The 22,103-nt window shown below is 70.3% G+C and carries 21 protein-coding genes; 15 read left to right on the forward strand and 6 right to left on the reverse strand.

Going from position 1 to position 22,103, the window contains the following annotated elements:
• The first annotated feature begins 124 nt into the window (after positions 1-124).
• The 3 genes from FV234_RS15910 to FV234_RS27065 all read left to right on the forward strand — a co-directional run bounded on the left by FV234_RS15910 (position 125) and on the right by FV234_RS27065 (position 1,167).
• Positions 125-403: a type II toxin-antitoxin system RelE/ParE family toxin gene (locus tag FV234_RS15910; RefSeq protein ID WP_147762766.1), complete on the forward strand. Its 279-nt coding sequence runs from the start codon at positions 125-127 to the stop codon at positions 401-403.
• Positions 404-420: 17 nt separating this feature from the next.
• Positions 421-747, forward strand: coding sequence for a HigA family addiction module antitoxin (locus FV234_RS15915; protein ID WP_147762767.1), 327 nt, complete (start codon positions 421-423; stop codon positions 745-747).
• 270 nt (positions 748-1,017) lie between these two features.
• Positions 1,018-1,167, forward strand: a complete 150-nt coding sequence (locus FV234_RS27065; RefSeq protein WP_306422380.1) for a hypothetical protein — start codon at positions 1,018-1,020, stop codon at positions 1,165-1,167.
• Positions 1,168-1,202: 35 nt separating this feature from the next.
• On the opposite strand, the gene FV234_RS15925 is transcribed toward FV234_RS27065, so the two are convergent.
• On the reverse strand, positions 1,203-2,219 hold the full coding sequence (locus FV234_RS15925; protein WP_147762768.1) for a GTP-binding protein: 1,017 nt from the start codon (positions 2,217-2,219) through the stop codon (positions 1,203-1,205).
• Between the two features lie 552 nt (positions 2,220-2,771).
• Here FV234_RS15925 and FV234_RS15930 point away from each other — a divergent pair.
• The 6 genes from FV234_RS15930 to FV234_RS15955 all read left to right on the forward strand — a co-directional run bounded on the left by FV234_RS15930 (position 2,772) and on the right by FV234_RS15955 (position 10,956).
• Positions 2,772-4,109, forward strand: a complete 1,338-nt coding sequence (locus FV234_RS15930) for an efflux RND transporter periplasmic adaptor subunit (RefSeq protein ID WP_147752798.1) — start codon at positions 2,772-2,774, stop codon at positions 4,107-4,109.
• A gap of 31 nt (positions 4,110-4,140) precedes the next feature.
• Positions 4,141-7,287 (forward strand): CusA/CzcA family heavy metal efflux RND transporter, encoded by a 3,147-nt coding sequence (locus FV234_RS15935; RefSeq protein ID WP_147830358.1) that lies wholly within the window; start codon positions 4,141-4,143, stop codon positions 7,285-7,287.
• A 152-nt stretch (positions 7,288-7,439) separates the two neighbouring features.
• Positions 7,440-8,975 (forward strand): efflux transporter outer membrane subunit, encoded by a 1,536-nt coding sequence (locus tag FV234_RS15940; protein ID WP_147762770.1) that lies wholly within the window; start codon positions 7,440-7,442, stop codon positions 8,973-8,975.
• Between the two features lie 72 nt (positions 8,976-9,047).
• Positions 9,048-9,329, forward strand: a complete 282-nt coding sequence (locus tag FV234_RS15945) for a type II toxin-antitoxin system RelB/DinJ family antitoxin (RefSeq protein ID WP_147762771.1) — start codon at positions 9,048-9,050, stop codon at positions 9,327-9,329.
• 266 nt (positions 9,330-9,595) lie between these two features.
• Positions 9,596-9,736, forward strand: a complete 141-nt coding sequence (locus FV234_RS26720) for a type II toxin-antitoxin system YafQ family toxin (RefSeq protein WP_238270250.1) — start codon at positions 9,596-9,598, stop codon at positions 9,734-9,736.
• A gap of 89 nt (positions 9,737-9,825) precedes the next feature.
• Positions 9,826-10,956, forward strand: coding sequence for a PrpF domain-containing protein (locus FV234_RS15955; protein ID WP_147814545.1), 1,131 nt, complete (start codon positions 9,826-9,828; stop codon positions 10,954-10,956).
• A 101-nt stretch (positions 10,957-11,057) separates the two neighbouring features.
• Here FV234_RS15955 and FV234_RS15960 read toward each other — a convergent pair whose 3' ends face one another.
• Genes FV234_RS15960 through FV234_RS15970 form a run of 3 tightly spaced genes read right to left on the reverse strand, consistent with a single transcriptional unit; the run spans position 11,058 to position 14,346 of the window.
• Entirely contained in the window at positions 11,058-11,525 is a 468-nt protein-coding gene (locus FV234_RS15960) for a secondary thiamine-phosphate synthase enzyme YjbQ (RefSeq protein ID WP_147762773.1), read from the reverse strand.
• On the reverse strand, positions 11,522-13,273 hold the full coding sequence (locus tag FV234_RS15965) for a cisplatin damage response ATP-dependent DNA ligase (RefSeq protein ID WP_147762774.1): 1,752 nt from the start codon (positions 13,271-13,273) through the stop codon (positions 11,522-11,524). The genes FV234_RS15960 and FV234_RS15965 overlap by 4 nt, the downstream gene beginning before the upstream one ends.
• Positions 13,270-14,346: a ligase-associated DNA damage response exonuclease gene (locus FV234_RS15970; protein ID WP_147762775.1), complete on the reverse strand. Its 1,077-nt coding sequence runs from the start codon at positions 14,344-14,346 to the stop codon at positions 13,270-13,272. Before FV234_RS15970 ends, FV234_RS15965 begins: the two co-directional genes overlap by 4 nt.
• Before the next feature lie 161 nt (positions 14,347-14,507).
• Here FV234_RS15970 and FV234_RS15975 point away from each other — a divergent pair, with 161 nt between their 5' ends.
• Together FV234_RS15975 and FV234_RS15980 are read left to right on the forward strand one after the other, a co-directional pair.
• Positions 14,508-15,605, forward strand: coding sequence for a methyltransferase domain-containing protein (locus tag FV234_RS15975; RefSeq protein ID WP_147762794.1), 1,098 nt, complete (start codon positions 14,508-14,510; stop codon positions 15,603-15,605).
• Between the two features lie 166 nt (positions 15,606-15,771).
• Positions 15,772-16,539, forward strand: coding sequence for a YoaK family protein (locus tag FV234_RS15980; RefSeq protein WP_147754696.1), 768 nt, complete (start codon positions 15,772-15,774; stop codon positions 16,537-16,539).
• A gap of 352 nt (positions 16,540-16,891) precedes the next feature.
• Here the strand turns inward: FV234_RS15980 and arfB are convergent, their stop codons facing one another.
• Together arfB and FV234_RS15990 are read right to left on the reverse strand one after the other, a co-directional pair.
• Positions 16,892-17,311 carry an alternative ribosome rescue aminoacyl-tRNA hydrolase ArfB gene (gene arfB / locus FV234_RS15985; RefSeq protein WP_147754697.1) on the reverse strand — a complete coding sequence of 140 codons (420 nt, stop codon included), beginning with the start codon at positions 17,309-17,311 and terminating at the stop codon, positions 16,892-16,894.
• A 19-nt stretch (positions 17,312-17,330) separates the two neighbouring features.
• Entirely contained in the window at positions 17,331-17,615 is a 285-nt protein-coding gene (locus FV234_RS15990) for a BolA family protein (RefSeq protein WP_147754698.1), read from the reverse strand.
• Positions 17,616-17,744: 129 nt separating this feature from the next.
• Between FV234_RS15990 and FV234_RS15995 the strand changes: the two genes are divergently transcribed.
• From FV234_RS15995 to cobT, 4 genes are all read left to right on the forward strand, one after another.
• The gene (locus tag FV234_RS15995; RefSeq protein ID WP_147830360.1) at positions 17,745-18,422 is read left to right on the forward strand and encodes a J domain-containing protein; all 678 of its coding nucleotides are present in this window, start codon (positions 17,745-17,747) and stop codon (positions 18,420-18,422) included.
• 258 nt (positions 18,423-18,680) lie between these two features.
• Entirely contained in the window at positions 18,681-19,664 is a 984-nt protein-coding gene (cobS, locus tag FV234_RS16000) for a cobaltochelatase subunit CobS (protein WP_147754424.1), read from the forward strand.
• A gap of 19 nt (positions 19,665-19,683) precedes the next feature.
• Entirely contained in the window at positions 19,684-20,187 is a 504-nt protein-coding gene (locus FV234_RS16005) for a DUF29 domain-containing protein (protein WP_147762777.1), read from the forward strand.
• Between the two features lie 5 nt (positions 20,188-20,192).
• Positions 20,193-22,094: a cobaltochelatase subunit CobT gene (cobT, locus tag FV234_RS16010; protein ID WP_147754425.1), complete on the forward strand. Its 1,902-nt coding sequence runs from the start codon at positions 20,193-20,195 to the stop codon at positions 22,092-22,094.
• Positions 22,095-22,103: the final 9 nt, after the last annotated feature.

Below are 22,103 nucleotides of genomic sequence, written 5' to 3' on the forward strand. Positions count from 1 at the left end.
GCGGAGACTTGCGCCGCGACTCCGGCCGTCGAAACTGTAGCGTGTCACTTGACAGTTTACGGACGGGATGCCATATCTCACCTGTCGTCAGACCTGCGATCGGCAGCGAGAGGCTCGTGCCGGGATGATCGTCAGCTTCCGGCACAAGGGTCTCAAGGAGCTGTTCGCGTCCGGCCGTTCCGCCAAGATCGCCGCTCATCTCAAGGCGCGCTGCCTGCGCATCCTGGACGCGCTCGACCAGGCCTCGAAGCCGGCGGACATGAACGTGCCGGGCTACGACTTCCACGCCCTGCACGGGTTCACGCCGACCCGATACACCGTCCACGTGAACGGTCCGTGGTGCATCACGTTCGAGTTCGAGGACGACGACGCCGCGCGCGTCGACTTCGAGCAGTATCATTGACGGTGAGGAGAGGCGATTTGCCCGAGGAATTCGCAGCCAAACGCCCGAACCGGGCCCCCACGCACCCCGGCGCCATCCTGCGGGAGGACGTGCTCCCGGCCCTGGGGATCACGGTTACCCAGCTCGCCAGCCATCTGAAGGTGACCCGCCAGCAGATCCATCGTGTGCTGTCGGAATCGTCCGACGTCTCGCCGGAGATGGCGCATCGGCTGGGCAAGCTCTGCGGCAACGGCCCCCTGCTGTGGAGCCGGATGCAGGAGGCCTACAGCCTCTGGCAGGCGGCGGAACGGCTCGGCCCCGACCTCGCGGAAATCCCGACCCTTGAGGCGAAGCGGGCGGCCTGAAGCAGCCTGCGGGACGATGCCGAGCTACACGCCCAGCATCGAACGACGGTCGGCCTTTTGTGACCCGGAAGGATCGAGATTCGGCCGACGGCGCCGCTCGACCGGAACCGGGCCAGACCGTATCATCGGTACCGGCCATCACCGTATCGAGGACGCGACCCGATGTCGGGCACCACTGTGCCGCTCAACTCCGATCTCGAGGAGCAGCTCGGGCGCATCCACCAGCAGCGGGAAGAGAGCGAGAAGTTCGTCGCCGAGTAGAAGAAGCTGATGGCCGAGTCGATGAAGCTCGAACACGAAGCGCGAAAGCTGGAGCGCGACCGGATGCTCGCCCCCTGGCAGATCGCGCTCTCCGGCATGGCGGCGGACGCGGCGTTCTTCGGCGCCGGCGCCGCCTTCGTCAAGCTGATCGGATCGTGACGCGCGGGTCGGTCACGATCTGGCTTACCTGAGCGTCAGGCGGCGCAATCCAAAAAACCCGCCTTGATCGCCTCGGCGTCGAGCTTGCGCCCGATGAACACCACCCGCGAGGAGCGGTCCTCGCCCGCCTTCCACTCGGCTTGCAGGTCGCCGTCGAGGATCATGTGGACGCCCTGGAAGACGAACCGGTGCGGCTCGTCGGGGAACGAGACGATGCCCTTGCAGCGCAGGATGTCCGGCCCCTGGATCGTGGTGAGGTTCGAGATCCACGGCATGAACTTCTCCGGGTCGACCGGGCCGTCGATGCGGGCCGAGAACGACTGCATGTCGTCGTCGTGGTGATGGTGGTGCCCCTCCTCCAGGAAGTCGGGCTCGAGGTCGAGGATGCGGCCGAGGTCGAAGGCGTTGCGGCCGAGCACCGCGTCGATCGGCACGTCGCAGTTCGTGGTGCGGTGGAGCTTGGCGTAGGGGTTGATGGCGCGGATCTCGCCCTCGACGCGCGCGAGGTCGGCCTCGGAGACGAGGTCGGCCTTGTTGAGCAGGATCACGTCGGCGAAGGCGACCTGGTTCTTCGCCTCGGGCGCGTCCTTCAGGCGCTCGGACAGCCACTTAGCGTCGGCGACCGTCACCACCGCGTCGAGGCGGGCGGCCTCGCCCACGTCCTGGTCGACGAAGAAGGTCTGGGCCACGGGGGCCGGGTCGGCCAGCCCCGTGGTCTCGACGATGATCGCGTCGAACTTGCCGCGCCGCTTCACCAGGCCGTCCATGATGCGGATCAGGTCGCCGCGCACGGTGCAGCAGACGCAGCCGTTGTTCATCTCGAACACTTCCTCGTCGGCGCCGACGACGAGGTCGTTGTCGATGCCGATCTCGCCGAACTCGTTGACGATCACCGCGTAGCGCTTGCCGTGGTTCTCGGTGAGGATGCGGTTGAGCAGCGTCGTCTTGCCGGCGCCGAGGTAGCCGGTCAGGACGGTGACCGGGATCTTCCCGGACGTGGTCGACTCGGACGTCGTCGGCTCGGACGTGGCGGGGCTCTGCGATCCGGACATGGGGCGACTCGTTTTCGGGGGCGGTGACGCGGAGGGCGCCCGGGCGGAGCCGGGCTGCCGACGACCTATCATATCGTATCATCGGCGCGCGGATGGAAGCACCCGAGCGCGGGCGCGGCGGTCTGGGCGCCCATGTCCGTCGCGAGGGCTCGTCCCTTGAGCGAGGCCGTCCCGTCGCAAGGCTGTCGCGAACGCCTGTCAGGGAGCGCTGGAGACCTGCCGCGTTCGAAGCTGGCGCGCGACGCCCGCCCCGGCGCCGCCGCGGGCCGGTCGATCCTCGTTTGTATCCGAGTCCTTCGTGCCCGATATCCCGAACGTGATCGCCACAGCGCGCCGCAATCGTCCTGCGGCGGCGCCCGACACCGGCGCGGCCATTGTGCGCCCCCGGCGCGCGGGATATCGGCGCTGCAGCAACGCACGCGTCGCCGGACGGCCCTAGGCCCGGCCTGCCTTAGAAAAGCACCATCGATCGGTTCGGTGCGGGGTGACGGGTTCCACCTCCGTCCGATCGCTCCGCCCCTCCCGCGACCACGACCCGAAGACGACAGCGCGATGGACGCCCGCACGCCTCTCGACCCCGACACCGACGCGCCGACGGGCGGGACCCAGCGTCCCCGCCGCCAGGGGCTGCTGCCGATCGCGGTGGTGCTGTCGCTGGTGATCGCCGCCGTCGCCGTGGTGGCGGTGTTCCCGCAGCCGGTGCGCGGCGTGCTCGAATCCGCGGCGACCTCCGTCCGTGGGATGTTCGGCGGGGCGGCGCAGGACGAGACCGCCGAGGCCGAAGCCCCCGCGACCTCCGCCGAGCGGACCTTCCGGCCGACGCAGGAGCAGCGCGCCGCCTTCGAGATCCACCCGGTGGCGACGATGACGTTCCGCCCGGAGGGCTCGGCCGAAGGCCGCATCGCGCTCAACGACGACGACAACGTGCCCGTGGCCTCGCCCTATTCCGGCCGCGTCACCAAGGTGCTCAAGCGCGCCGGCGACGACGTGAAGGCCGGCGAGGTGCTCCTCGTCATCGAGGCCACCGACATGGTCCAGGCCCAGAACGACTACCAGGGGGCGCTCAACACCATCCAGAAGCAGCAGGCGCTGCTCAAGCTCGACCAGACCATCGCCAGCCGGCAGCAGGAGCTGTTCGCGGCCAAGGCGGTGGCCCTGAAGGACTACCAGTCGGCCCAGAACGACGTGATCGCGGCGCAGAGCGACCTGAAGACGGCGCAGGCCTCGCTGGACGCAGTGCGCAACCGCCTGAAGCTGCTCGGCAAGACCGACGCCGAGATCGCCGCCTTCGAGAAGAACGGCACGATGAGCGCCGAGACGCAGATCCAGGCGCCGATCGCCGGGACGATCGTTCAGCGCAAGGTCGGCATCGGGCAGTACCTCACCACGTCGAGCGACCCGGCCTTCGTCATCGGCGACCTCTCGACGGTCTGGCTCATCGCCAACGTGCGCGAGAGCGAGATCCCGAAGATCCGCATCGGCCAGGAGGTCGAGGCGCGGGTCGCCGGCTTCGGCACCCGCGTGTTCAAGGCGCGGGTGAACTACATGGCCTCCAGCCTCGATCCGGCGACGCGCCGCCTCGCCGTGCGCAGCGAGGTCGACAACCCGGACCGGTCGCTGCGGCCGGAGATGTTCGCCACCTTCACCATCGTCACCGGCAAGCCGCAGCCCTCGCCCGCCGTGCCGCTCGCGGCGATCGTCTACGAGGGCGCCAGCGCCCACGTCTGGGTCGCCCGGCCCGACGGCGCCATCGCGGCGCGCGGCGTCACGCTCGGCCTGATCAACGGCGACAACGCGCAGGTGGTGGACGGGCTCGCCGCCGGCGAGGAGGTCGTCACCCGCGGCGCGCTGTTCATCGACCGCGCCGCGTCGGGCGACAAGGCGTCCTGACCGGACGGGAACGGCCGGGGGGCATGACGCGATGAACAGCCTGATCGTCTTCTCTCTGCGCCAGCGCGTGCTGGTGTGCCTCGGCTTCCTGGTGATGCTGGCGCTCGGCTACGCCGCCTACACCCAGCTCAACATCGAGGCCTATCCCGATCCGGTCCCGCCGCTCGTCGACGTGATCACCCAGAATCCCGGCCAGTCGGCCGACGAGATCGAGCGCTACATCACGATCCCGCTGGAGGTGGCGCTCGCCGGCATCCCGAACGCGCAGGTGGTGCGCACGATCTCGCTGTTCGGCCTGTCCGACGTGAAGGTGCAGTTCAACTACGAGTTCACCTACGAGGAGGCCTTGCAGCGGGTGCTCAACCGCCTGTCGCAGGCGCCGCCCCTGCCGAACGGCGCGACGCCGCAGATCTCGCCGACGAGCCCGGTGGGCGAGATCATGCGCTACAAGCTCGTCGGGCCGAAGGGCTTCTCGTCGGCCGAGATGAAGACCCTGCAGGATTGGGTGCTGCAGCGCCGCTTCAAGGCGATTCCGGGCGTCGTCGACGTGACCGCCTTCGGCGGCAAGGCCAAGGAATACGAGATCGCGGTCGACCTCAACCGCCTCCAGGCCCAGGGCATGACCCTGGTGCAGCTCGTCTCGGCCCTCAACAACTCCTCGATCAACGTCGGCGGCCAGACGCTGAACGTCGGCGAGCAGTCGGCCGTGGTCCGCGGCGTCGGCCTGATCCGCGACATGGACGACATCAAGGATACGATGCTGACCCAGGTCGCCGGCACGCCGGTGCTGGTGCGGGACGTGGCGGACGTGCGCGTCTCGAACGCGCCGCGGCTGGGCATCGTCGGTCACGACGGCTCGAACGACATCGTCGAGGGCATCGTCCTGATGAGCCGCGGCGGCCAGAGCCTGCCGACGCTCAAGCGCGTGGAAGCCGAGATCGAGAAGATCAACGCCTCGACGATCCTGCCGCCCGAGGTGAAGATCGAGCGGATCTACGACCGGTCGGGGCTGATCCACACCACCACGCACACGGTGATGCACAACCTCGTCTTCGGCGTGGTTCTGGTCTTCGTGGTGCAGTGGCTGTTCCTCGGCTCGCTTCGAAGCGCGATCATCGTGGCGGCGACCATCCCCTTCGCCCTCGGCTTCGCCATCCTGATCCTGGTGGTGCGCGGCGATTCCGCGAACCTCCTGTCGCTCGGCGCGATCGATTTCGGGCTGATCGTCGACGCCACCGTCATCATGGTCGAGAACGTGTTCCGGCACCTGGCCGAGCCGCACCACTCGGAGGGGCAGCCGGCGCCGGGCGGCCTCACCGGACGGCTCGGCACCATCGCCATCGCCGGCTCCGAGGTGAACCGGGCGATCTTCTTTTCGGCGACGATCATCATCGTCGGCTTCCTGCCGCTGTTCACGATGTCGGGCGTCGAGGGCCACATCTTCGGGCCGATGGCCAAGACCTACGCCTACGCGCTGGTCGGCGGCCTGCTCGCGACCTTCACGGTCTCGCCCGCGCTCTCGGCGGTGATCCTGCCGAAGCACGTGGAGGAGCGCGACACCCTGATCGTGAAGGTGCTGCGCTTCGGCCACGAGATCATCCTCGGCTTCGGCCTGCGCAACCGCATCCTCTCGATCGCGGTGACGGTGGCGATCCTGCTGGTGTCGGGGCTCGTCGCGCGGAACCTCGGCCTCGAGTTCCTGCCCAAGCTCGAGGAGGGCAACCTCTACGTGCGCGGCACGATGCCGGCCTCGATCTCGCTGGAGGCCGGCAACGCCTACGTCGAGCGCCTGCGCAAGATCTTCACCGAGGTGCCCGAGGTCGTCACCGTGATCTCGCACCAGGGCCGGCCGAGCGACGGCACCGACGCCACCGGCTTCTTCAACGTCGAGATCCTGGCGCCGCTGAAGCCGATCGACCAGTGGCGCAAGGGGCTCGACAAGGAACAGCTCATCGCCGGGCTGTCGAAGCGCCTCGACGCGGAGTTCCCCGGCATCGAGTTCAACTTCTCCCAGTACATCGAGGACAACGTCCAGGAGGCGGCCTCGGGGGTGAAGGGCGAGAACTCGGTCAAGGTCTACGGCACGGATCTAGCCGCGATCACCAAGGCGGCCAACGACGTGAAGGCGGTGCTCGCCACCGTCCCCGGCGTCACCGACCTCTCGGTCTTTGCCTCGCTGGGCCAGCCCACGGTGCGGATCGACGTCGACCGCCACAAGGCCGCCCGCTACGGCCTCTCGATCGGCGACGTGAACACCACCATCGCCGCCGCCATCGGCGGACAGACCGCGGGCGACCTCTACGAGTACGGCTCCGACCGGCACTTCCCGATGCGCGTGCGGCTGGCGAAGGAATACCGCTCGTCGCTGGCCACCATCCGCAACATCACCATCGGCGCCGCCAACCCGAACGGCGGCGTGGTGCAGGTGCCGCTCTCCGAGATCGCCGACGTCGACCTCGTCTCGGGCGCGTCGTTCATCTACCGCGAGGACCAGGAGCGCTACATCCCGGTGAAGTTCTCGGTGCGCGGGCGCGACCTCGGCGGCACCGTGCTGGAGGCGCAACGGCGCGTCGCCGACGAGGTGACGCTGCCGGCCGGCTATCACCTCGAATGGGTCGGCCAGTTCACCAACCTGCAGGACGCGGTGACGCGCCTCAGCCTGGTGGTGCCGATCACCCTGGTGCTGATCGCGCTGCTGCTGTTCATCAACTTCAACTCGGTCGCCGACATGCTGCTCGGCCTGTCGGTGATCCCGATGGCGATGATCGGCGGCATCTTCGCGCTGGCGCTCACCGGCACCCCGTTCTCGATCTCGGCGGCGATCGGCTTCATCGCGCTGTTCGGCATCTCGACGATGGAGGGCGTGATCCTGCTCGCCTACTTCAACCAGCTGATGGAAGAGGGATGGCCGCGCAAGGAGGCTGTCTGGCACGCCTCGATCGTGCGGATGCGGCCGGTGATGATGACCTGCGTCGCCGCCTGCGTCGGCCTCCTGCCGGCGGCGGTCTCCACCGGCATCGGCTCACAGGTGCAGAAGCCGCTCGCCCTCGTCGTCGTCGGCGGCATCCTGCTCGCGCCCAACCTGATCCTCGTGGTGGTGCCGGTGCTGATCTCGCTGTTCTCCCGCCGCCAGCCGAACCCGCTGGCGACGCCCGTCCTGCACCGGGCGGCGGCGTGATGGCGTCGGCTTCGAAACCCGTGGCGCGGGCACCACAACCCCCGCCCTCCCCGCCCGTCACGGCCAACGCCGCATTGACTCGACGCCCTCCCGCGGCGCTCTACCGGGCGGGGGTTCGCGCGACCGCGCGGGCCGGCACTCGCTGGGGCGCGATGATCGAGACGGCCCTGTACCGGCGATCCGCACGGGCGGCGGCGCTTGCCGCGAGCCTGAGCCTGTCCGCCTGCGCGGTCGGCCCGAACTACATCGCGCCCGAGGATCCGCCGGTCGCCCGCTACACGAAGGAGCCCCTGGCGAACCCGAGCGCGGCCGACAAGGTCGCCACGCGCCAGGGCGGCTCGGCCGACCAGAGCTTCGTCTCGGGCGCCGACATCCCCGGCCAGTGGTGGACGCTGTTCCGCTCCAAGGCGCTGAACCGCCTGGTCGAGGAGGCGCTGGCCAACAACCCGAACCTGGAGGCGGCCCAGGCGAGCCTGCGCATCGCGCAGCAGAACGTGCTCGCGCAGAAGGGCACGCTGTATCCCTCGCTCTCGGCCAACCCGCAGGCGCTGGGCGCGCGGGCGCCGGGGCTCGACCTGCAATCGCCGCTGCAGAACCAGAACAACTACCTCTACAGCCTCTACACGCCGCAGGTGACGGTGGCGTTCAACCCCGACGTGTTCGGCCTCAACCGCCGCACGATCGAGGGGCTGGAGGCGACGGCCGAGAACCAGCGCTTCCAGCTCGAGGCCGCCTACCTCAGCCTCACCGCCAACGTCGTCGCCGCCGCGATCCAGGAGGCCAGCCTCCGCGCCCAGATCGACGCGACGAAGCGGGTGATCCAGGCCCAGACCGAGGTGCTGACCCTCTACAACAAGCAGCTCTCGCTCGGGCAGATCGCCGGCGCCGACGTGATCCAGCAGCAGGCGGCCCTGTCGCTGTCGCAGCAGCTGCTGCCGCCGCTGGAGAAGCAGCTGGCGCAGCAGCGCAACCTCCTGACCGCGCTCGCCGGACGCCTGCCGAGCGAGGAGGTGGCTGAGACCTTCACCCTCTCGGCCCTGCGGCTGCCGACGAAGGTCCCCGTCAGCCTGCCCTCGCGCCTGGTGCAGCAGCGGCCGGACGTGAAGGCGGCCGAGGCCCTGGTGCAGCAGGCCTCGGCCGGCGTCGGCGTCGCGGTGGCGAACAGGCTGCCGCAATTCTCGATCACCGCCGCGGGCGGTTCGAGCGCCGTGCGGTTGGCGCAGATCACCAACCCGGGCGCCGGGTTCTTCACCATCCTCGGGCAAGCCACCGCGCCGATCTTCGACGCCGGCACGCTCTACCGCCGCCAGCGCGCCTCCGAGGAGACCCTGACCCAGGCGCAGGCGCAGTACCGCGCCGTGGTGATCGCCGCGTTCCAGAACGTGGCCGACGCGCTGCGCGCCCTGCAATCGGACGCCGCCGCGGTCGCCGCCGCCTCGGCCGCGGAGAATGCGACGGGCCAGAGCCTCGGCCTGATCCGCAAGCAGTTCTCGGCCGGCGCCGTGAACTCGACGCAGGTGTTGATCGCCCAGCAGGGCTACCTCTCGGCGCTCGTCACATCGGCCGGCGCGCGGGCGACGCAGTACGCCGACACCGCGGCCCTGTTCCAGGCGCTCGGCGGCGGCTGGTGGAACCGCGCCGACGTCGCCCCGCCCCCGCCCGAGACCGACCCGCTGAAGTTCTTGTAAGGCGGCCGCGAGGACGCGGCGCGTTGACGGCCGGGGTGGCGATCGCCATTCTCAGGAGCGAGAGGCTTTGGCATGACCGCTCCCACATCCGTCCTGCACATCCGCGTCGATGACGAGACCGAGGCCGGCGCCGTGGTCGCGCTCGATGCCCTCGGCCTGTCCATGTCGGATGCGGTGCGCCTGGTCCTGCACCGCGTCGCCACGGATCGAGCGCTTCCCTTCGAACTCGGGGTTCCGAACGCCGAGACCCGGGCTGCGATGGAGGAAGCCGAGACCATCGCCCGCCGGCACCGGAGCCGCTTCACGAACGCCGACGCGTTGATCGCCGACCTTGAAGACGCCGGCATCCGCTAGAGCATTTTTCAAGCGAGGTGGATGCCGGCTCGCGTGAAGAAAATGCGACCACACAGCAGGTTAGAGCATTTTCCGTGATCCAGAGATCACGGAAAATGCTCTAAGCGCGCCGCCCCGCCGCGGGCGTCGGACTACACGAAGACCTTCCGCAAGGATTGGGAACGCCTGTCCCGCTCCGGCCGGTACGACATGTCTCGTCTGAAACAGGTCATGCTGCTGCTGATCGCCAACGACGGCCCCCAGGCCCCGAGTGGCTCGATCATCCGTTGAAGGGGAATTGGGCGGGACATCGCGAATGCCACGTCGGCGGCGACTTCCTGCTCGCCTACACGATCGACGACGAACGCGGCTCCGGCCTCGTCGTCTTCGTCCGCGCCGGCACCCATGCGGACCTGTTCGGAGCCTGAACGGATGCCCTGCGCCGGCCTTGGCGGGATGATGCCGCCGCCGCCGGCAGGCCACGTCCGATGTCCGTCCCTCTACGAAGGCCCGCCTCATGAGCTTCACCGCGATCCCGGCCGTGTTCATGCGCGGCGGCACCAGCAAGGCGCTGATGCTGCACCGGCGCGACGTGCCGGCCGACGTCGCGGCCTGGGAACCGCTGTTCCTGTCGGCGATGGGCAGCCCCGATCCGTTCGGGCGCCAGCTCGACGGCATGGGCGGGGGCGTGTCGTCGGTCTCGAAGATCTGCGTCGTCGCGCGCTCGCGCCGCGACGACGCCGACGTGGATTACACCTTCGTCCAGGTGGTGGTGCGCGAGGCGCGGATCGACCTGTCGGGCAATTGCGGCAACATGCTCTCGGCGGTCGGCCCCTTCGCGATCGACGAGGGGCTGGTCTCGGCGCCCGACGGGCCTGTGACGATCCGGATCTTCAACACCAACACGAAGAAGGTCGTCCACGCCGCCTTCGCGGTGGCGGGCGGACGCGCGGTCTACCGCGGCGACCTCGCCATTCCCGGCGTCGCGGGGACGGCCGCGCCGATCCGCCTCGACTTCGTCAATCCCGGCGGCGCCACCACCGGCCGGCTGCTCCCCATCGGCACGGTGCGCGAGCGCCTCGCGGTGGCGGGGCTCGGGCACTTCGACGTCTCGATGGTGGACGCCGCCAACGCCTGCGTCTTCGTGAAGGCCACCGCCCTCGGGCTGACGGGGACCGAGCTGCCGGCGGCGATCGAGGCCGTACCCGGCCTGCTCGACCGTCTCGGCCGCATCCGCCGCGCGGCCTCGGTGGCGATGGGCATCGCCCGCGACGACGCGCACGCGGCCACCATCGTCCATGTCCCCTTCGTCGGCCTGGTGGCGCCGCCGCAGGACGCGGGCACCCTCTCGGGCGAGCGCGTGACCGCCGCCGCGGTCGACCTCACCGCCCGGGTGATCTCGAACGGCGTGCCGCATCAGGCGCTGCCACTCACCGCCACCCTGTGCCTCGCGGTCGCCGCCCGCCTCCCCGGCAGCGTCGTCGCCGAGGTCGCCCGTGAAACCGCCGACACCCTGCGCGTCGGCATGCCCTCAGGCGTCCTCACCGCCGACGCCGACGTGGTCCAGGATGGGGACGGGTTCCGCACGACGCGCGGTTCGTTCTTCCGCACGGCCCGGCCGCTGATGCGGGGGGTGGTGTACGCGTGAAGCGGACAAGACGGCGTCCCTCCAACCTCGGTCAATCCGGGGCTGCGAAGCAGAGCCCGGAATGACGGGGCGGGTGTGATCGCGGGATCAGCGCGTCCGCCTCACGTCCCCACCACCACCAAGACGATCTCCCGCCGGTGCGCCCGGTCGCGGTGCTCGATCAGGTACACGCCCTGCCAGGTGCCGAGCGCAAGGCGGCCGTCCACCACCGGGATCGACAGGGTGGCGTCGGTGACCATCGTGCGGATGTGGGCGGGCATGTCGTCCGGTCCTTCGGCGCCGTGGACGTAGGCCGCGTGGCGCGGGGCGAAGCCGTCCAGCGCGGTCATCAGGTCGGCCTGCACGTCCGGGTCGGCGTTCTCCTGGATCGTCAGCGAGGCCGAGGTATGCCGGCAGAACACCGTGACGATGCCGTCCGAGACGTCGCTGTCGCGCACGAAGGCGGCGACCGCGTCGGTGAACTCGGTGAAGCCCGGCCCCGGCGTGGCGATCGTCAGCCGCCCGCCGGCCTGGCGCCGGACGGAGCCGGAAAACAGCGCCTCGACCGTCCCCACCGTGCCACGCTTCATTCCGCGATCTCCAAGGTCGTGCCCGGCATCGTCTCGCGCTCGCCCCGCGCCAGGATGCGTTCCAGAAGGTCGATCCGGTCGGCCTCGGCTGCCGGCTTGTCCCAGCGGATGCGGCTGACGCGGGGGAATCGCATGGCGACGCCCGATTTGTGCCGGGTGGAGCGTTGCACGCCCTCGAAGGCGATCTCCAGCACCAATCCGCCCTCCGTCCCGTAGGCGACCTCGCGCACCGGGCCGAAACGCTTCACCGTGTGGTTGCGGACATAGCGGTCGAGCTTGGCCAGCTCCGCGTCGGTGAAGCCGTGATAGGCCTTGCCGACGGGCACCAGCTCGGGCCCGTCGGCGCCGTCCCGCCACACGCCGAACGTGTAGTCGGAGTAGAACGACGAGCGCTTCCCGTGGCCGCGCTGGGCGTACATCATCACCGCGTCGACGAGGTGCGGCTCGCGCTTCCACTTCCACCACGGGCCCTTCGGGCGGCCGGGCAGATAGGGGCTGTCGCGGCGCTTGAGCATCACGCCCTCGATGGCGTCGGCATCCAAGCCGGCTCCCAAAGCCGCCGGGTCGGCGCGGGCCGCGGCCAGGTCCTCCCAGGTCGAGAACGGCACCAGCGGCGAGACGTCGATCCGCACGTGGTCGAGCGTCGCCACGAACGCTTCGAGCCGGGCGCGGCGTTCCACGAAGCCGAGCCCGCGCAGGTCCTCGCCGTCGGCGGTGAGCAGGTCGTAGGCGCGCACATGCGCCGGGAACTCCTCCGTCAGCTTGCCCGTCACCGCCTTGCGGTTGAGGCGCTGCTGCAGCACGTTGAAGCTCTGCACCCGGCTCTCGCGCAGGATCAGCAACTCGCCGTCGAGCGTCCCCGTGAAGGTGACCGCCTCGGCCAAATCCGGGAAGGCGCCGGAGATGTCCTCGCCGGTGCGCGAGTAGATCCGCGCCACCTGCTCGCCCGCCGCGTCGCGCCCGCCGACGAGCTGCACGCGGATGCCGTCCCACTTCCACTCGCCGGAGAAGTCGGCCGGGGCGAGCTTGTCGAAGTCGGTCTCCTCCTCGATCGGGTGCGACAGCATCGGCGGCCGGAACGGGGCCGGGTTCAGGGTCTCGGGCCGCGGGCCGCGCCCCTCCGCCCAGGCGAACAGGGTCTCGAACGGGGCCTTGAGCCCGTGCCAGACCTCCTCGACCGCGTCCGCCTCGTGGCCGCCGAGCGCGCCGACCGCGGTCTTGGCGAGCCGCGCCGACACGCCGACGCGCAGGTTTCCGGTGACGAGCTTCAACAGCGCCCAGCGCCCGGTCTCGTCGAGCGCGTCGAGCCAGGTCGCAAGGTGCTGAGGCAGGTCGGCCTTGCGGATGGTCGACAGGGTCTCGACCACCTCGGCGAGCGTCGGCACGTGCGGAGGCGGGTTGTTGTGGCCGGGGCCGGGAGCGCCGACGGGCTCCCTCTCCCGTTCGGGAGCGGGGACCCGCGCTTCGTCCGCGAGGGGTCCCGGCCAGATCAGCGCGGTCGTCTCCGCGAGATCGCCGACGTAGTTGTGCGAGAGCCGGAACAGCACCGGGTCGATCCGCGCCTCGACGAGGCCGCGGATCAGCGCGGGCTTGGCCTCGCGGAAACTGAGGGTGCCGGTCATCGCCGCGAGCGCGTAGCCGCGTTCCGGGTCCGGGGTCTTCGCGAAGTAGTCCTGCAGCAGGCGCAGCTTCGCGTTGCGGCGCGGCTCGTAAGCGAGGCGGTCCAAAAGCTCGGCGAAATCGTTCACGCGGCGGCCTCGTCGGTGACCTCATCAGCGGCGTCTTGCGCCGCCTCGACGGGCGCCGGCTCCGCGTCGCCGTCGTCGCCGTAGCCCAGCATGTGCAGCGGTTTGGCCTTGATGCCCTGCGTCCCGCACCAGTGCACCAGCGCGTCCTCCTGCCCGTGCGTGACCCAGACCTCGCCGGCCCCGGTCTCGCGGATGGTGCGGCAGAGGTCGGGCCAGTCGGCATGGTCGGAGATCACCAGCGGCAGCTCGACGCCCTTCTGGCGGGCACGCGCGCGCACCCGCATCCAGCCCGAGGCGAAGCTCGTCACCGGGTCCGGGAATTTCCGCGACCACACGTCCTGGATCGACGAGGGCGGGCACAGCACGATGGCGCCCTTCAGGCCGGCGCGGTCGGTGGCGGCCACCTTGGGCGTGTCGCCCAGCGCAAAGCCCTCGCGCTTGTACAGCTCGGTCAGCTTCTCCATCGCCCCGTGCAGGTGGATCGGCCGGTCGTAGCCGGCCTCGCGGAGCAGCATCATCACCCGCTGCGCCTTGCCGAGCGCGTAGGCGCCGACGATGTGGGCGCGCTCGGGGAACAGAGCCACGGAATCGAGGAGCTTGCGCACCTCTGCCGCCGTGTCGGGCATGCGGAACACCGGCAGGCCGAAGGTCGCCTCGGTGATGAACACGTCGCAGGGCACCACCTCGAACGGCCGGCAGGTCGGATCGTGCGCGCGCTTGTAGTCGCCCGACACCACCACGCGCACGCCTTGCGCCTCGATCGCGATCTGCGCCGAGCCGAGGACGTGCCCGGCGGGGGCGAACCGCACCGTCACGTCGCCGACGCGGACGTCCGCGCCGAGCACGGCCTCCTGGCGCGCACCGCAAAAATCTTCGCCGTAGCGCACCGCCATGATGCGCAGGGTCTCGCCCGTGGCGAGCACGCTGCCGTGGCCGGCCCGGGCGTGGTCGGCATGGCCGTGGCTGATCAGCGCCCGCTCGACCGGCCAGGTGGGGTCGACGTGGAAGCGCCCGAGCGGGCAGTACAGCCCCTCGCGGGTCAGGGTCAGGAGGTCGCCGGCGCGAAGCGTCATCGGTCCCGTCTCGTCGAGGGTTGGGTCTGGCGGAGGATGGGTCTACCGAGGGGTGGCGTCGCCGACGATATAGGGCGTCGTCCCGACGAGACCCGGATCGATCCCCCATGACATCGATCCCCGCCATCGAATCGATCCCCGCCGTGAAATCGATTCTCGCAATGCACCAGGCCGGCTCCGGCGACCTGCTGGCCGACCGTCGCTTCGCCTACGCCGAGGCGTGCCTGGCCGAGGGCGACTGCGTCGGCGCCGCCGAGATGGCCGAGCAGGCGCTGGAACGCGCCCCGCGCTTCGCCGCCGCCTGGGTGCTGCTCGGGCGCGCCCGCGAGGCGCGGCACGCCGCCGAGGCCGCGGCCGGCGCCGCCGACCCGGCCCTGTTCCAGGCGGCGCTCCGTGCCTACGAGACCGGACGCGACCTCGACCCGGAGGACACGCTCGGCACCCTCGTCCACCTGGCGCGGATCGCCGGCGACGCCGCGCTGCCGGTGCTGTCGCCGGCCTACCTGCGCGCCCTGTTCGACGGCTATGCCGGCCGCTTCGAGCGCCACCTCGTCGAGGGCCTGGGCTATTGCGGCCCCGCGCTGCTCTGCGCGGCGCTCGACGCCTACGATGGATCGCGGGAACCGCCGCGGGGCTCCTTCTCCCAGGGGGAGAAGGGTGGGATGAGGGGCGTGACCTCTCCGGACAGTTCTCATCCCTCGCCCCAATTCTCTCCCGCACGGGAGAGGGAGCCGGGCGGCGCCCCCCGCTACGGCCACGCGATCGACCTCGGCTGCGGCACCGGCCTGATGGGCGCGGCGCTCGGCGCCCGCGTCGGGACGCTCACCGGGGTCGATATCGCGCCGGCGATGCTGGCGCTCGCCCGGCGCAAGGGCCTCTATGCGCGCCTCGTCGAGGCCGGGATCGAGGACTTCCTCGCGGGCGAGCCTGCGGCCTCCGCCGACCTCTGCGTGGCGGCCGACGTGTTCATCTATCTCGGGCCGCTCGCGACGGTGCTGTCCGGCATGACGCGGGTGCTGCGCCCGGACGGGCGCGCCGCCTTCACCGTGCAATCGCACGACGGCGACGGCGTCGTGCTCGGGCCGGACGGCCGCTACGCCCACGCCGACGCCTACCTCGCGGCCGCCGCCGAGGCCGCGGGCTTCGGCGACCTCGCGATCCGTTCAGCGGTGGTCCGGCGCGAGAACGGCGCGGACGTTCCCGGACGCACCGTGATCGCAGTCAAACGTAGTGCAAGCACGGGAGTGGAGGCCGCTTAATCCCGGCGCCGGAGAGCGAGGTGAGGAATATCACCCTGCCGGCCGTGCATAGTTGAACCTTGGCCGTGCTCGGCTCTTTATAGCCGTCGATCCCACCGCCGCCCGCTCGACCCCCTGCGCCCTCACGGGAGAAGCGGGCGCGACCCACCACGTTTCGAGGCCCTACATGGTGAACGAGAAGACCGCCCCCGGGGACCCGCCGGACAAGGCCTTCCCGGCGAGCGCGGCGACCCGCATCCCCTTCGCGATCGTGCTGGCGTTCCTGGCCGGCGCCACGGACTCGATCGGCTTCCTCGAGTTCTCGCAGCTGTTCATGTCGTTCATGTCCGGCAACACCACGCGCTTCGGCGTGGCGGTGGCGAACGCGGACTGGGAGAACACCCTGCGCGTCGTCACGGTGCTGCTGGTCTTCTGCTTCGGCGCCTTCCTCGGCACCTTGATCGCCGCCTGGGTCGGCCGCTGGCGGCTCTCGGTGCTGCTGACGATCGAGGCCGCCTTGCTGGCGCTCGGCCTGCTGATGCCGTGGGGCACCTTCGCCTTCCCGCTGCACGCCTATCCGATCGTCCTGGCGCTCGGCCTGCAGAACGCGATCCTCCAGGACGAAGGCGGTCGCAGCATCGCGCTCACCTACGTCACGGGCGCGGTGGTCCGCTTCGGCACCGGCATGGCCAACCTGATCCTCGGGACGGTGGCCTCGTCGTTCTGGATCCAGGCGCCGCTCTGGGCAGGCCTGTCGTCGGGCGCGGTGGTCGGCGGCCTGCTGCAGATCCGCTACGGCGAGAGCGCCTTCCTGTTCCCGGCGGCGCTCGCGGCCTTGCTCGCCTTCATCGCCGTTGTCCTGACGATCGCCAAGCCCGGCAGCGAGCTGGTGGCCGGCTCCTCGCCGGCGCCGGACGCGAGCCCCGACGCGAAGGCGATCGACGCGATCCACTGACCGCGGAGTCGGGACATCCCCTCCTCCGAACGGGCGATCGTTTTGCCTATTTCGCTGCGGACACCGATGACCCGCGGGTTCCCCCTCTCCCCGCGTGCGGGGAGAGGCCCGGCTGCATCCCGTCGTGCAGACGGGTAGCGGAGGCGAAGCCGAAGCGAGGGTGAGGGGGCGCGAACGGATGAGCCTCCTCCGGGTCAGCCCCCTCACCTTCGGCTGCCGCCTCGCTTTGCCGACGACGAGGTCGGCAAAGCCCTCTCCCCGCACGCGGGGCGAGGGAATGCGCGTCAAAAGAGGTGCCAGACGCGGGGATGCGTGAGTCCTGTCGCTTCTGCGGGAACGGGAGGAGGCGTGGTCAATCCACCGGCGCGCCACGGAGGCGCTTGGTCGCGCCGCGCTGGGTCTTGGCTTCGAGCCGCCGCTTCTTCGAGGCCAGCGTCGGGCGCGTCGCGCGGCGCGGAACCGGTGGCACGGCGGCCTCGGCGACGAGCTTGGCCAGCCGCTCGCGGGCGTCGGCGCGGTTGCGCTCCTGCGTGCGGAACTGCTGCGCGCTGATCACCAGCACGCCGTCGGCCGTGAGCCGCCGCCCGGCGAGCCGCATCAGGCGCACCGCCACCGCGTTCGGCAGGGCGGCCGAGCGGCGCACGTCGAAGCGCAGCTGCACCGCCGTCGAGAGCTTGTTGACGTTCTGGCCGCCGGGGCCCGAGGCCCGCACGAAGGTCTCGTGCAGCTCGGCCTCGTCGATGGCGATCTGAGGCGTGCAGACCAGGGCCACGGCCCCCTCCCCTTCCGGCTCAGCCGGCTTCCGAGGGCGTGCGCGCCTTCACGGCCAGCGCGTGCAGCCCGCGGGCGAACGCCTCGGCCAGCAGCGCGTTGACGACGCGGTGGCGGTCGACGCGGCTCTTCCCTTCGAAGGCGTCCGAGACCACATCGACGCGGAAATGCGTCTCACCCCCCGGCCGCGCGCCGGAATGGCCCGCATGGAGGTGGGATTCGTCCACCACGTCGAGGCGGGCCGGCGCGAGTTCCGCCGCCAGCTTGGCCTCGATCCAGTCCCGCAGCGTCGCCGTTCCCGTCATCCGTCCATCCCTCGTGTTGCGTCGCAGCCGCGTCACCTGGCGGCCGGGTCGTCAAGCCCGTTCGCCCGCATGCGTCATCAGGCCCGGCGCCCTTGTGTCTCGGGTCCACCCCCTCATAATCGCCCCGTCATGGATCTCAACTCGCCCCTCTTCGACAGCATCCGCATCCGGCGCACCTGCGACGAGCCCAAGACGGCCGGCGGCAAGAACTCGGCCGGCAAGAACTCGGCCGGCAAGACTGCGAGCGGCAAGCCCGCGGGCACCTGCGAGGCGGAGGGCTGCACCCATGCCGGCCTGTTCCGCGCGCCCAAGGGGCGACGCGCCGAGGGGCAGTACTGGAACTTCTGCATCGACCACGTGAAGGCCTACAACGCGACGTACAACTACTTCGACGGCATGAACGACGACGCCGTTCAGGCCTTCCAGAAGGACGCGATCATCGGCCACCGCCCGACCTGGGCGATGGGCGTGAACCGCCCGGCGGCGGCGAAGGCCGCCGACGCGCCGACGCGCGACTGGGCCTACGTCGACCCGCTCGGCGTGCTACGCGCCGAGGGCGTCGGCGGCACCCGCGGCCGTCAGGCCCCGGCCGAGCCGGCGCGGCCGAAGCTGTCGGCGACCGTGCGCCGGGCGCTGGACGTGCTGGGTCTCGAGGAAGGGGCCGACACCGCCGCGATCAAGGCGCAGTACAAGGCCCTGGTGAAGCGCTTCCATCCCGACGCCAACGGCGGCGACCGCTCCTTCGAGGAGCGCCTGCGCGACATCATCCGGGCGCACGACGTGTTGCGCGCGGCCGGCCTCTGCTGAGGCCGGCACGATCGATGCAAAGCCGGGCGTCGCGACGCGGCGAGCGGTTTTCGCGCGCGAACGACCGGAATTCTCCGAACGCCGACCTATATGTGGGCCTTGCCCTGAACGCCTGCCCGTCTGTGGCGCCCCGGCGCGACGACGGTTAAGGAAGGGCCTGCATCCCGGCGGCGTTCGCCCGGCGAGGCGAGGCCCGAGACAAGTTCCGCGCGGCTTTCGATCCGATGCCCGTCGGAAGACCGCCCTACGAGGTTCCGTATGCTCTCTGACGACAAGCCCGCCATGCTCCCCGACCGGACGGTCTCCGTCCGCGACACCTTCGGCATCGACATCGACCTCCAGGTGCCCGCCTTCGCGGAAACCAGCGAGCACGTGCCCGATCTCGATGCGGACTACATCTTCGACCGCGAGACCACGCTGGCGATCCTGGCCGGCTTCGCGCGCAACCGCCGCGTGATGGTCACCGGCTATCACGGCACCGGCAAGTCGACCCATATCGAGCAGGTCGCCGCCCGGCTGAACTGGCCCTGCGTGCGGATTAACCTCGACAGCCACGTCTCGCGCATCGATCTCGTCGGCAAGGACGCGATCGTGCTGCAGGACGGCAAGCAGGTCACCGCCTTCCAGGACGGCATCCTTCCCTGGGCGCTGCAGAACAACGTCGCGCTGGTCTTCGACGAGTACGACGCCGGCCGCCCCGACGTGATGTTCGTGATCCAGCGGGTGCTGGAGCTGTCCGGCCGCCTGACGCTGCTCGACCAGAAGCGGGTCATCCGCCCGCACCCGGCCTTCCGGCTGTTCGCCACCGCCAACACGGTCGGCCTCGGCGACACCTCGGGCCTCTATCACGGCACGCAGCAGATCAACCAGGGCCAGATGGACCGCTGGTCGATCGTCACCACGCTCAACTACCTGCCGCACGACCGCGAGGTCGACATCGTCCTGTCCAAGGCGACCCACTACAAGGGCGACCAGGGGCGCGACGTCGTCAGCCGCATGGTGCGCGTCGCGGACCTGACCCGCAACGCGTTCATGAACGGCGACCTCTCGACCGTGATGAGCCCGCGCACGGTGATCACCTGGGCCGAGAACGCCGACATCTTCCGCGACATCGGCTTCGCCTTCCGCGTCACCTTCCTCAACAAGTGCGACGAGCTGGAGCGGACGCTGGTCGCCGAGTTCTACCAGCGCGCCTTCGGCAAGGAGCTGCCCGAGAGCGCGATGAACGTCGCGCTGAGCTGAGCTTGATGGAGAGGATGCGATGGGTAAGCCGGCCCTGAAAGACGCCCCCGTCGTCGCGAAGGCCGGCGGATCGGCTCCGTCGCGTCCTCGTTACGAAGATGATTTCTACGGCTGGCTCCTCGAACAGGCCGACCTCCTGCGCGCCCGCCGGTTCGACGACCTCGATCTGGACCACGTCGCCGAGGAGCTGGAGGGGTTGTCGAAGAGCGAGTTCTCAAAGCTCCAGAGCTGCCTGCGCGTCCTCCTCATGCACATGCTGAAATGGGACCAGCAACCGGAGCATCGCACGCCGAGCTGGATCTACTCGATCCGCGAACAGCGCCGCCGCGTCGGTCGCATCCTGCAGCAGAATCCCGGCTTGAGGTCGCGGATCGTGGAGGCGCGGGACGGCGCCTATCAGGATGCGCGGGATTGGGCCTCCAACGAGACCCATCTGGACCCCGACGAGTTTCCGGACACTTGCCCCTACGATTGGGACGATATCCGCGAGCGTCCCTTCGACCTCGATTCCGTTAAGAAGTAGCATCCATGTCCATCTCCAACCGCAAGCCCGGCGAACGCCGCGAGCCGGTCGCCGAGCCCCTGAAGCGCTCGGTCGCCGGGTGCCTGCGCGCGATCGCCAAGCGCTCCGAGGTCGAGGTCACCTACGCCACCGACCGGCCGGCGCTCACCGGCGACAAGGCGCGCCTGCCCGAGCCGCCGCGCAAGCTCACCGTCGCCGACGTGGCGGTGCTGCGCGGCAACGCCGACGCCATGGCGCTGCGCCTCGGCTGTCACGACATCACGGTCCATCGCCGGCTCGCGCCGGAGAATTCCGCGGCGCGTGCGGTGTTCGACGCGGTCGAGCAGGCCCGCGTCGAGGCGATCGGCTCGCGCCGGATGTCGGGCGTCGCCTCGAACATCTCCGCGATGCTGGAGGATCGCTACCACCGCGGCGGCAAGTACGAGAACATCACCGACCGGGCCGACGCGCCGATGGAGGACGCCGTCGCCCTGATGGTGCGCGAGCGCCTGACGGGCCAGCAGCCGCCGGAGGCGGCCAAGCGCATCGTCGAGCTGTGGCGCGCGCACATCGAGGACAAGGCCGGCCCGAACCTCGACGGTCTGATCGGCTCGATCGAGGACCAGCGCGGGTTCGGCCGCTCCGTGCGCGAGCTGCTGTCCTCCCTCGACATGGCCGACGAGACGCCGTTCGACCCCGAGGACGACGAGAACGACGACGAGAACGAGGCCCAGGACGACGAGCAGACCCCGAGCGAGGGCGACGCCGAGGAGCAGAGCCAGGGCGACCGCGCCGAGGTCGAGACCTCGGAAGAGGCCTCCGACGACATCGAGGAGGGCGCGCAGGAGGCGGCCGACGCGCCGTCCGGCGAGCTTCCGGAGGAATCCGAGGACGCCGATTCGGAAGAAGCCTCCGAATCCTGGCGCCCGCCGTCGAAGGCCGCCAACGAGCTGCGCGGGCCGGACTATCGGGTGTTCAATCCGAAGTTCGACGAGGTGATCCACGCCGAGGACCTGTGCGACGCCGAGGAGCTCGCGCGGCTGCGCAGCTACCTCGACAAGCAGCTCTCGCATCTCCAGGGCGTCGTCGGGCGGCTCGCCAACCGCCTGCAGCGCCGGCTGCTCGCCCAGCAGAACCGTGCTTGGGACTTCGACCTCGAAGAGGGCCAGATCGACCCGGCGCGCCTCGTGCGGGTGGTCATCGACCCGTTCCAGCCGCTGTCCTTCAAGCAGGAGAAGGACACCAATTTTCGCGATACGGTGGTGACGCTGCTGCTCGACAACTCGGGCTCGATGCGGGGCCGCCCGATCACCGTGGCGGCGACCTGCGCCGACATCCTCGCCCGCACCCTCGAGCGCTGCGGCGTGAAGGTCGAGATCCTCGGCTTCACCACCCGCGCCTGGAAGGGCGGCCAGTCGCGCGAGGCGTGGCTCGCCGCCGGCAAGCCGAACGCACCGGGCCGCCTCAACGACCTGCGCCACATCGTCTACAAGTCGGCCGACGCGCCCTGGCGCCGGGCGCGGAAAAACCTCGGGCTGATGATGCGCGAGGGGCTGCTCAAGGAGAACATCGACGGCGAGGCGCTGGACTGGGCGCACAAGCGCATCCTGGCCCGGCCCGAGCAGCGCAAGATCATGATGGTGATCTCGGACGGCGCGCCGGTCGACGATTCGACCCTGTCGGTCAACGCCGGAAACTACCTCGAGCGGCACCTGCGCTGGATGATCGAGGAGATCGAGCAGCGCTCGCCGGTGGAACTCCTGGCGATCGGCATCGGCCACGACGTGACCCGCTACTACCGCCGCGCCGTGACGATCATCGACGCGGAGGAGCTCGGCGGCGCGATGACCGAAAAGCTCGCCGAGCTGTTCGAGGAGGATGCCGGCGGCCGCGCCCCGATGCGGGCTTTCGGCGGACGCCGGCGCTGACGCCTGAGA

Source organism: Methylobacterium sp. WL8, assembly GCF_008040045.1.
Taxonomy (GTDB): domain Bacteria; phylum Pseudomonadota; class Alphaproteobacteria; order Rhizobiales; family Beijerinckiaceae; genus Methylobacterium; species Methylobacterium cerastii.

Excerpts from the sequence above, each read along its gene's own strand:
- FV234_RS27065 (WP_306422380.1), top strand. The coding sequence starts at position 1,018 with ATGGCCGAGTCGATGAAGCTCGAACACGAAGCGCGAAAGCTGGAGCGC.
- FV234_RS15945 (WP_147762771.1), top strand. The coding sequence starts at position 9,048 with ATGACCGCTCCCACATCCGTCCTGCACATCCGCGTCGATGACGAGACC.
- FV234_RS15925 (WP_147762768.1), bottom strand. The coding sequence starts at position 2,219 with ATGTCCGGATCGCAGAGCCCCGCCACGTCCGAGCCGACGACGTCCGAG.
- FV234_RS15910 (WP_147762766.1), top strand. The coding sequence starts at position 125 with ATGATCGTCAGCTTCCGGCACAAGGGTCTCAAGGAGCTGTTCGCGTCC.
- FV234_RS15990 (WP_147754698.1), bottom strand. The coding sequence starts at position 17,615 with ATGACGGGAACGGCGACGCTGCGGGACTGGATCGAGGCCAAGCTGGCG.
- cobT (WP_147754425.1), top strand. The coding sequence starts at position 20,193 with ATGTCCATCTCCAACCGCAAGCCCGGCGAACGCCGCGAGCCGGTCGCC.
- cobS (WP_147754424.1), top strand. The coding sequence starts at position 18,681 with ATGCTCTCTGACGACAAGCCCGCCATGCTCCCCGACCGGACGGTCTCC.
- FV234_RS15975 (WP_147762794.1), top strand. The coding sequence starts at position 14,508 with ATGCACCAGGCCGGCTCCGGCGACCTGCTGGCCGACCGTCGCTTCGCC.
- FV234_RS15930 (WP_147752798.1), top strand. The coding sequence starts at position 2,772 with ATGGACGCCCGCACGCCTCTCGACCCCGACACCGACGCGCCGACGGGC.
- FV234_RS15955 (WP_147814545.1), top strand. The coding sequence starts at position 9,826 with ATGAGCTTCACCGCGATCCCGGCCGTGTTCATGCGCGGCGGCACCAGC.
- FV234_RS16005 (WP_147762777.1), top strand. The coding sequence starts at position 19,684 with ATGGGTAAGCCGGCCCTGAAAGACGCCCCCGTCGTCGCGAAGGCCGGC.
- FV234_RS15980 (WP_147754696.1), top strand. The coding sequence starts at position 15,772 with ATGGTGAACGAGAAGACCGCCCCCGGGGACCCGCCGGACAAGGCCTTC.
- FV234_RS15935 (WP_147830358.1), top strand. The coding sequence starts at position 4,141 with ATGAACAGCCTGATCGTCTTCTCTCTGCGCCAGCGCGTGCTGGTGTGC.
- FV234_RS15970 (WP_147762775.1), bottom strand. The coding sequence starts at position 14,346 with ATGACGCTTCGCGCCGGCGACCTCCTGACCCTGACCCGCGAGGGGCTG.
- FV234_RS15940 (WP_147762770.1), top strand. The coding sequence starts at position 7,440 with ATGATCGAGACGGCCCTGTACCGGCGATCCGCACGGGCGGCGGCGCTT.
- FV234_RS15995 (WP_147830360.1), top strand. The coding sequence starts at position 17,745 with ATGGATCTCAACTCGCCCCTCTTCGACAGCATCCGCATCCGGCGCACC.
- FV234_RS15960 (WP_147762773.1), bottom strand. The coding sequence starts at position 11,525 with ATGAAGCGTGGCACGGTGGGGACGGTCGAGGCGCTGTTTTCCGGCTCC.